At 73.2% G+C, this 8,971-nt stretch carries 7 protein-coding genes; 6 read left to right on the forward strand and 1 reads right to left on the reverse strand.

Annotation, left to right across the window (positions count from 1 at the left end):
* The first annotated feature begins 17 nt into the window (after positions 1–17).
* The 6 genes from trpE to trpA all read left to right on the forward strand — a co-directional run bounded on the left by trpE (position 18) and on the right by trpA (position 7,458).
* Complete coding sequence (gene trpE, locus ABD067_RS12450; protein ID WP_343895620.1) at positions 18–1,556, forward strand: anthranilate synthase component I; 1,539 nt, start codon at positions 18–20, stop codon at positions 1,554–1,556.
* On the forward strand, positions 1,556–3,010 hold the full coding sequence (locus ABD067_RS12455; protein WP_343895621.1) for a class II 3-deoxy-7-phosphoheptulonate synthase: 1,455 nt from the start codon (positions 1,556–1,558) through the stop codon (positions 3,008–3,010). The genes trpE and ABD067_RS12455 overlap by 1 nt, the downstream gene beginning before the upstream one ends.
* Complete coding sequence (locus tag ABD067_RS12460) at positions 3,007–3,954, forward strand: prephenate dehydrogenase/arogenate dehydrogenase family protein (protein WP_343895622.1); 948 nt, start codon at positions 3,007–3,009, stop codon at positions 3,952–3,954. Before ABD067_RS12455 ends, ABD067_RS12460 begins: the two co-directional genes overlap by 4 nt.
* 57 nt (positions 3,955–4,011) lie before the next feature.
* Positions 4,012–5,121 (forward strand): hypothetical protein, encoded by a 1,110-nt coding sequence (locus ABD067_RS12465; protein ID WP_343895623.1) that lies wholly within the window; start codon positions 4,012–4,014, stop codon positions 5,119–5,121.
* A 247-nt stretch (positions 5,122–5,368) separates the two neighbouring features.
* A complete protein-coding gene (trpB, locus tag ABD067_RS12470) occupies positions 5,369–6,622 on the forward strand; it encodes a tryptophan synthase subunit beta (RefSeq protein ID WP_343895624.1) in 1,254 nt (417 codons plus the stop codon).
* A complete protein-coding gene (trpA, locus tag ABD067_RS12475; protein ID WP_343895625.1) occupies positions 6,619–7,458 on the forward strand; it encodes a tryptophan synthase subunit alpha in 840 nt (279 codons plus the stop codon). The genes trpB and trpA overlap by 4 nt, the downstream gene beginning before the upstream one ends.
* A 363-nt stretch (positions 7,459–7,821) precedes the next feature.
* Here trpA and ABD067_RS12480 read toward each other — a convergent pair.
* The coding region (locus ABD067_RS12480) for an SGNH/GDSL hydrolase family protein (protein ID WP_343895626.1) at positions 7,822–8,971 on the reverse strand (1,150 nt) is incomplete at its 5' end.

Below are 8,971 nucleotides of genomic sequence, written 5' to 3' on the forward strand. Positions count from 1 at the left end.
TCGGGACACGGGACGAGATGGACGCATTTCCGCGGCGGGGCGCCTTCGCCGAAGCCTATGCGGCCGGACGCCCGCAGGTGGTCTGGACCACGCTGGTGGCCGACCTCGAAACGCCGGTGGCGGCGATGATGAAGCTCGCCGAGGGCGAACGGCACGGGTTCCTCCTGGAGTCCGTCGAGGGCGGCGCCGCGCGGGGCCGCTACTCCTACATCGGGCTGCGGCCCGACCTGATCTGGCGCTGCCGCGGCGAGCGGGCCGAGATCAACCGCGCCGTCCGGCTGGGCCAGGTGAGCTACGACGCCTCGCCGTTGCCGGCGCTGGCCAGCCTGCGCGCGCTGGTCGAGGAATGCCGCATCGAGCTGCCGCCGGAGCTGCCGCCGGGCAGCGCCAGCCTGATCGGCTTCTTCGCCTACGATTTCGTGCGCCTGATCGAGCGGCTGCCCTCCGCTAACCCGGACGAGCTGGGCCTGCCCGACGCGATGCTGATGCGCCCGACCGTGGTGCTGGTGTTCGACAACGTGCTCGACCAGGTCGCGGTGGTGACCCCGGTGTACCCGGAGCGGTCCCTCTCCGCACGGGCCGCGTACGACCGCGCGCTGGAGCGCTTGGCGAACATCGTGGCCGACCTCGGGCGCGGCTTGCCGCACCAATCCCTGGCCGGCCGCGCCGCGCCGGCGCCGGTGGCGTCCTCGAACCTCACCCGCGGGCAGTACCACGCGATGGTGGAGCGGGCGCAGGAGTACATCCGCGCCGGCGACGCCTTCCAGGTCGTGCCGTCGCAGCGCTTCTCGCTGCCCTTCGCGCTTCCGCCGCTGGCGCTGTACCGCTCGCTGCGCCGGCTCAACCCCTCGCCCTTCTCCTTCTGCCTGAACCTCGGCGACTTCGCCCTGGTCGGCTCCTCGCCGGAGATCCTGGTGCGGCTGCGCGACGGCAAGGTCACGGTCCGGCCGATCGCCGGGACGCGCCCGCGCGGCGCGACGCGCGCCGAGGACCGCGCGCTGGAGCGCGACATGCTCGGCGACCCGAAGGAGCTGGCCGAGCACCTCATGCTGCTCGACCTGGGCCGCAACGACGTTGGCCGGGTGGCGAAGATCGGCTCCGTCCGCGTGACCGACAAGATGGCGGTGGAGCGCTACTCGCACGTCATGCACATCGTCTCGAACGTGGAGGGCGAGCTCGACCCTGAGCGGGCCGACGTCGTGGACGCGCTGTGCGCCGGCTTCCCGGCCGGCACGGTGACGGGCGCGCCGAAGATCCGCGCGATGGAGATCATCGAGGAGCTGGAGCCGACGCGGCGCGGCTTCTACGCCGGCGCCGTCGGCTACATCGGCGCCGACGGCAACATGGACACCTGCATCGGGCTCCGCACCGGCCTCATCAAGGCCGGCACGCTGCACGTCCAGGCGGGCGGCGGCGTGGTCGCCGACTCCGACCCCGAAGCGGAATACCGCGAATCCTGCAACAAGGCCGAGGCCCTGCTCAGCGCGGCGCGGGACGCTGTGCGTTTCGCCGCGGGTGCCGCGGCCCGACCCCACCATTACGAGGCCGCCGAGTGATGCAGCAAGCCGCTTTCTCCGAACCCGCGCCCCGTGGCGCGGACCTCCGCCCCCGCCCCGCCAACGACGACGCCGCCGCCGCGGACCGCGGCTGGTCGCCGTCGTCCTGGCGCTCGCGCCCGGCGCGGCAGATCCCGGCCTACGAGGACGCGGCCCAACTGGCCAACGTCGAGGACCGGCTGCGCCGGTTCCCGCCGCTGGTCTTCGCGGGCGAGGCGCGCGACCTCCGCCGGGAACTGGCCGAGGTGGCCGCCGGGCGCGGTTTCCTGCTGCAAGGCGGGGACTGCGCCGAGAGCTTCGCCGAGTTCCACCCGGACAACATCCGCGACACCTTGCGCGTGCTCCTGCAGATGGCGGTGGTGCTGAACTTCGCGGCCGGGATGCCGGTGGTGAAGGTCGGCCGGGTGGCGGGGCAATTCGCCAAGCCGCGCTCGTCGGACACCGAGCGCGCGGGCGGGGTGGAGCTGCCGAGCTACCGCGGCGACATCGTCAACGGGCTGGAGTTCTCGCCGGACGCGCGCCGGCCGGACCCGGAGCGGCAGATCCAGGCCTACGCCCAGGCCGCGGCGACGCTGAACCTCCTGCGCGCCTTCACCGGCGGCGGGTACGCGGCGCTGACGCGGGTGCACGACTGGTACCTGGACTTCATCGGCCGTTCCCCCCAGGGCGAGCGCTACCGCGACATGGCGGACCGCATCTCGGAGGCGCTGGGCTTCATGGCGGCCTGCGGCGTCACGGACGCGACCACGCCGCAGATCGCGCAAACCAAGTTCTACACCTCGCACGAGGCGCTGCTGCTCGGCTTCGAGGAGGCGATGACGCGGACCGACTCCACCGAGGGCGGCTGCTACAACACCGCCGGGCACATGGTCTGGATCGGCGACCGGACCCGCGACCCGGACGGCGCCCACGTCGAGTACGCGCGCGGCATCGCCAACCCGATCGGCCTCAAGGCCGGGCCGTCCATGTCCGTGGACGACCTGCTGCGCCTGTGCGAGGTCCTGGACCCCCGCAACGAGCCGGGCCGGCTCACGGTGATCGCGCGCATGGGCCGCGACAAGGTCGGCGAGAAGCTGCCCCCGCTGGTGCGCGCCCTCCGCTGGGAAGGCAGGCAGGTCGTGTGGGCCTGCGACCCGATGCACGGCAACACCGTCGCCTCGAATTCGGGCCTCCTGAAGACGCGGCCCTTCGACCGGATCATGGCCGAGATCGAGACGTTCTTCGCCGTGCACCGGGCCGAGGGCACCCACCCGGGCGGCCTGCACGTCGAGATGACGGGGCAGAACGTCACGGAATGCACGGGCGGCACGGGCGCCGTCACCGACGACGCGCTCTCCATGCGCTACCGCACCCACTGCGACCCGCGCCTGAACGCCGAGCAGAGCCTGGAGGTGGCGTTCCTGCTCGCCGAGAACCTGAAGGCCGCGCGCCAGACCCGGCGGACGGCCGCTTGAACGACGCCGCGTTCGGGCCGGTCCCCGCCGTGCGGGCCGAGGGCGCCGCGCCGGTGTTCGAGCGGGCGGCGTTCGTCGGCATCGGGCTGATCAACGGGTCGCTCGCCCGCGACGCGCGCCGGCTCGGCTTGGCGCGGCGCCTCGTCGGCAGCGCGCGGCGGCGGGAGACGCTGGACCAGGCCCTCGCCCTGGGCTTGGTGGACGAGGCGACGCCCGACGCCGCGGAAGCGGTGCGCGGGGCCGACCTGGTCGTGCTCGGCGTCCCGGTCGGCGCCTGCGGCGAAGCGGCGCGCGCCATGGCGCCGGGGCTCCGGCCCGACGCCATCGTCACAGACGTCGGGTCGGTGAAGGCGCGGGTGCTCGACCTCGTCTCCCCGCACCTCGACATGCGCCGTTTCGTGCCGGGCCACCCCGTCGCGGGGGCCGAGACCTCCGGGCCCGTGGCGGCGGTCGAGCACCTGTTCCGCGACCGCTGGTGCATCCTCACCCCGCGCGCCGACGCCGACGCGGCGGCGGTGGAGCGGGTGGCGGCGCTCTGGAGGGCGGTCGGGTCGAAGGTCGAGCTGATGGATGCGGCCCAGCACGACAAGGTGCTGGCCGCCGTGTCCCACCTGCCGCACCTGCTCGCCTTCAACGCCGTGAACACGGCGGGCGAGGTCGAGCACGCGATGCGCGGCGAGGTGCTGAAGTACGCCGCCGGCGGCTTCCGCGACTTCACCCGCATCGCCGGCGCGGACCCGGCGATGTGGCGGGACGTGTTCCTGCACAACAAGGCGGCGGTGCTCGAGATGACGGGCCGCTACGCCGAGAACCTGGCGGCGCTGCAACGCGCGATCCGCCGGGGGGAGGCCGACGCGCTGTACGAACGCTTCGCCAGCGCGCGCGCCATCCGCCGCGGGGAGGCCGCCCGCCCGGGCGGCGCCCCGGCCCCGGGGACGCCTTGAACGCGCGATCGCGCCCGCGGCGTCGACCGGACCACAATCACCAGAGGAGACCAGCACTTGGCGCAGTACGCGGACGATTTCGAGAACGGCAGCTACGCCGGACAGGGCGGCGCGCCGTTCACCCAGGAGGCTGATTCCACGACGGTGGACGGCGGCAACAGCCAGTTCGTCGTTGAGTACCGGTACGGCGAGGACGGCGGCGCCGCCGACGTCGACATCAACGGCGGCAACAGCCAGTTCGTCATCCGGGTGGACGGCTCGTCGGGCGGCAACACGATCACCGTCGACGGCGGCAACAACCAGTTCGTCGTCGCCCTCGAGGACCTGCTCGGCGGCGGGAACGTCGTGGACGTGAAGGGCGGCAACAACCAGTTCGTCGTGGTCTTCGACTACGCCAGCGGCGAAGCGATAGGGGACGTGGTCAAGGTGGAAGGCGACAACAACCGGTACGGCGTGGCGTATGACTACAACGCCATCGGCGGCGAGGCCGGCTTCACAGGCGAGTCCGGCGGCGGCCCGGTCAACTTCACGGGCGGGCAGGCCGAAGGCCAGGGCGGCTTCGGCGGCCAGCAGGGCGGCGGCGAGGGCGGCAACCCGTTCGCGGGCGGCTTCGGCGGCGGCCAGCAACAGGGCGGCGAAGGTGGCGGTGCTGCGGCCGGCGGCGCCGGCGGTGGCGACTTGGCCTCCCTGCTCAGGCAGAGCCCCTTCGGCCGGTTGACCGAGATCGAGGGCGGCACGGAGGCTTTCGCGCAGGCCATCGCGGCCCGCTCGGCCGCCGACGAGGCGGCCGGGGTTTCCAACCCCTTCGGTGAGATCGCCCCGGGCCAGAACCCCTTCTCGGGCCTGGGCCAAGGCGGCCAGCAGCAGGGCGGCAACCCGTTCGCGGGCGGCTTCGGCGGCCAGCAGGGCGGCGGCGAGGGCGGCTCGGAAGGGGGCGGCGGGAACCCGTTCGCCGGCGCCGGCGGCGCCGGCTTCTTCGGCCCGCCGGGCCGGAGCGAGGACCCCGACTACGTCTACGACAACGCGCAGGCCGGCCAGGGCGGCAGCCTCGAGGAAGGTCTCGCGGCGAGCCCGTTTAGCCCCTTGCTCGAGCTGCCGGGCTACACCGTCGAGGACCTCGTGACCGCGCTCGACGGCAACCCGAACTACAACCAGGACATCGCCTGACCTTGGAGCAGATCGCGCCCGACCGTCTCCGGTCGGGCGCGTGAAGATGCTCGCTGAGGCAACAAGCCAGAGCGCGCCGACCGGGTACGGTCAGCCGAAACGCGCTCTAGGCGCGTGACGCCGCCGGCGGTGCCCGTTCCGGCACCGCCGGCCCCACCGCCTGGCCACCGGTCCGGCGGGTCGAGCCAACGCCCCTTCCGCGCCGCCCCGCGCCGGGCGGCTTCATGCGTTCATCGAGGAAAGTGCCATGGACACCCCGTTGCCCGACGCCGTGCGCCCCAACTCCTTCCGCCAAGGGCCGGACGCGCGCGGGCGCTTCGGCGGCTTCGGCGGGCGCTTCGTGTCCGAGACGCTGATGCCGCTGATCCTCGAGGTCGAGCGGGCCTACGAGGAGTCGAAGGCGGACGAGGCGTTCCAGGCCGAGTGGCGCCGCCTCCTCAAGGACTACGTCGGCCGCCCGAGCCCGCTGTGGCTCGCGGAGCGCCTGACGGAGCACGCGCGCGCCGGCGCCCCGGAGGGCAAGGGCGCCAAGATCTACTTCAAGCGCGAGGAGCTGAACCACACGGGCGCGCACAAGATCAACGCGGTGGTCGCGCAGATCATGCTTGCCAAGAAGATGGGCCGGACGCGCGTGATCGCCGAGACCGGCGCCGGCCAGCACGGCGTCGCCACCGCCACCGCCTGCGCGCTGTTCGGCCTCAAGTGCGAAGTTTTCATGGGCCAGACCGACGTGGAGCGGCAGCAGCCCAACGTGTTCCGCATGAAGCTGCTCGGCGCGGAGGTGCGCCCCGTCCAGTCCGGCGCCGGCACGCTGAAGGACGCGATGAACGAGGCCATGCGCGACTGGGTGGCCACGGTGGACGACACCTACTACTGCATCGGCACCGTCGCCGGCCCGCACCCGTACCCGACCATGGTGCGCGACTTCCAGTGCGTCATCGGCGACGAGACGCGCGAGCAGATCATGGCGGCCGAGGGCCGGCTGCCGGACGCGCTGGTCTGCGCGGTGGGCGGCGGCTCCTCGGCCATGGGCCTGTTCCACCCGTTCCTCGACGACCCGGGGGTGGCGATCTACGGCGTGGAGGCGGCGGGGCGCGGCGTGGACACGGAGGAGCACGCGGCCTCGATCAACCGCGGCCGCCCCGGCGTGCTGCACGGCAACCGCACCTACCTGCTGCAAAACGACGGCGGGCAGATCCAGGAGGCGCACTCCATCAGCGCCGGGCTCGACTACCCGGGCATCGGCCCGGAGCACTCCTGGCTGCACGACACGGGCCGCGTCACCTACGTGACCGCGACGGACGACGAGGCGCTGGAGATGTTCCAGCTCTGCTCCAAGCTGGAGGGGATCATCCCGGCGCTGGAGTGCTCGCACGGCCTCGCCTACGTCATGAAGCTGGCGCCCACGATGCCGCGCGACGGCGTCATCGTGATGAACATGAGCGGGCGCGGCGACAAGGACATCTTCACCGTGGCGAACCGCCTGGGCGTGGCGCTGTGAGCCGGATCGCCGCCCGCTTCGAGGCGCTGCGGCGCGAGGACCGCGGCGCGCTGATACCCTTCTTCGAGGCGGGCGACCCCGACCCGGAGACAAGCAGGGCGATCCTGCGCGGCCTGCCCGCTGCGGGCGCCGACCTGATCGAAGTGGGCTTGCCCTTCTCCGACCCGATGGCGGACGGGCCTTCCATCCAACGCTCGGCCCAGCGCGCGCTCAAGGCGGGCGCGGACACCGAGGGCGCGCTGGCCATGGTGCGCGGGTTCCGCGCGGAGGACGGGGACACGCCCGTCGTGCTGATGGGCTACTACAACCCGGTGCTGTCCTACGGCGTCGAGCGCTTCTGCGCCGCGGCGGCGTCCGCCGGGGTGGACGGGCTGATCATCGTGGACGTGCCGCCGGAGGAGGCGGACGAGGTCGAGCCGCACACGCGGGCCCACGGCCTCGACTTGATCCGGCTGGTGGCGCCCACCACGGACGAGGCGCGGCTGCCGCGCGTGCTCGCCGCGACCTCGGGCTTCGTCTACTACGTTTCGATCACCGGCATCACGGGGACGCGCAGCGCGACCAGCGAGCAGTTGGCCGCCGCCATCCCGCGCATCCGCCGGCACACCGAGCTGCCGGTCGCGGTCGGCTTCGGCGTCCGCACGCCGCAACAGGCGGCGGAGGCGGCGCGCGTCGCCGACGCCGCCGTGGTCGGCTCCGCGCTGGTGGACACGATCGCCGCGAGCCTCGACGAGCATGGGCGCGCCCGGCCCGACACGGCGCGCTTGGTGCTCGACCAGGTGCGCCGATTGGCGGACGCTGTCCGCGCGGCGAGGAAAGAACCCGCCGCGGCCTGACGCCTGGCCGCGATGCCGGCCGCCGGGCCGTGGAGCCCGGCGCGGCGGCGGGCGGATACTTCAGGAAGTGAAGTGGCGTGCTCCGAGCGCGCCCGAACAGGTGTTGGTTGAGCGGCAGGAGCCGCCGCGCCAGCCGCGACGCCGATCAGCCGTGACGCGCGAGCCCGGAGAGCGACGGGGCGGGAGGTCGTAGGCCCGCGCCCAGGTCGCCTCACCGACCCCAAGTCAACTTGCCCTTTTTCCCCGATGCCGTCCCGCGATGACGGGCCGTGGAGCGCGGTTCTGCCGTTCCAGGAGCACGGGCGAGCGGAGGAACGGGGTGGGCGGGCGCCGCTGGGGCGCCCGCCCGTTTCGGTGCGGCCGCTAGGCGATCAGCAACTCGCTGCGCGCCGTCTCGGCGACGATGGCGTGCCCCAGGGCCGTCGGGTGGAAGAACGGGTCCAGGAACAGCGTCGCGTGCTGCACGGCCGGGTCCTGCCCGACGATGGCCGGGTTGTAGACCGTGGGCGTGCCGGGCTCGAGCGGCGGGGCCGCCAGCACGGGCTCGTCCACGTTGACGAAGCCGTAGGCGAGCGGGTCGGCGGCGACGGCGTCGAAGAGCTTGTTCAAGTCGAGCAACTCGACGTCAATGCCCCTCTCGCTCTCGAAGGCGTGCACCGCCGTTTCGAGCTGGGCGTTGAACTGCTCCACCAGCGGCTCGAACGCGCCCGGCGCCGCGCCCAACTGCGCCAGGAACTCCGGGTCCTGGAACAGCGGGGCGAGTTCGATGTTGGGCAGGTTCGTGACCAGGAAGTGCCGCGCGCCGAGGTCGGCCAAGCGCTCCATGCCGTCCACGATCGCGTGGACGGACGCCGCGACGCCCTCGTCCGGGGGCAGGTCGCTCGGCAGCGTCAGGTCGTTGCCGCCGAACGTCACCGTGACCAGGTCGTCCGGCGAGAACGCCCCTCGGGCCTGCTCGAACGCGTCGATCTGCCCCGCGAAGGTGTTCAGCGTCGTTTGGCCGCTGAACGGGTCCAGGGGGTTCTCGATCGCCCGCGCGGTGGCGAGGACGTAGCCGAAGCTGGTGTCCTCATCGGTGGCCGCGCCGAGGATGCGGGACAGGTTCTCCGCCCAGTTCGGGCCATCCGAGAAGCCGCCTCTGTAGTAGAGCTCCGAAGCGTTGGGCGGCGGCGAGCCGGCCGCCTGCGCCACGGAGGCCGCGCCGTAGGTCCCGCCGTCGTCCACCAGCCGGTCGCCGAAGCTGTAGACGCGCGACGCGGTGTAGGTCCCGCCGTCCTCGCCGCCCGGCAGCGCGGGCGCCTTCGCCGGTGTGTAGTTGCCCCCGAAGAAGGGGTCGAAGTACGGCGTGTAGACGTTGTTCGGCGTGATCGGCGGGCTCAGCGGATCGATCGGGCCGGGGATGGTCGGGTCGAGGATGGGGAGCTGGCCCGGCAGCCCGGCAGCAGCCGCGGCGGCGTTCGCGTTGGCGGTCCCGACCGAGGCGTCCTCGCCGCGGGGAGCGGCGTTGGCGTCG

The organism is Craurococcus roseus (genome assembly GCF_039523795.1).
GTDB classification, from domain to species: Bacteria; Pseudomonadota; Alphaproteobacteria; order Acetobacterales; family Acetobacteraceae; genus Craurococcus; species Craurococcus roseus.

Coding starts and splice junctions, on each gene's coding strand:
- ABD067_RS12455 (WP_343895621.1), top strand. CDS start 1,556: ATGCAGCAAGCCGCTTTCTCCGAACCCGCGCCCCGTGGCGCGGACCTC.
- trpB (WP_343895624.1), top strand. CDS start 5,369: ATGGACACCCCGTTGCCCGACGCCGTGCGCCCCAACTCCTTCCGCCAA.
- trpE (WP_343895620.1), top strand. CDS start 18: ATGGACGCATTTCCGCGGCGGGGCGCCTTCGCCGAAGCCTATGCGGCC.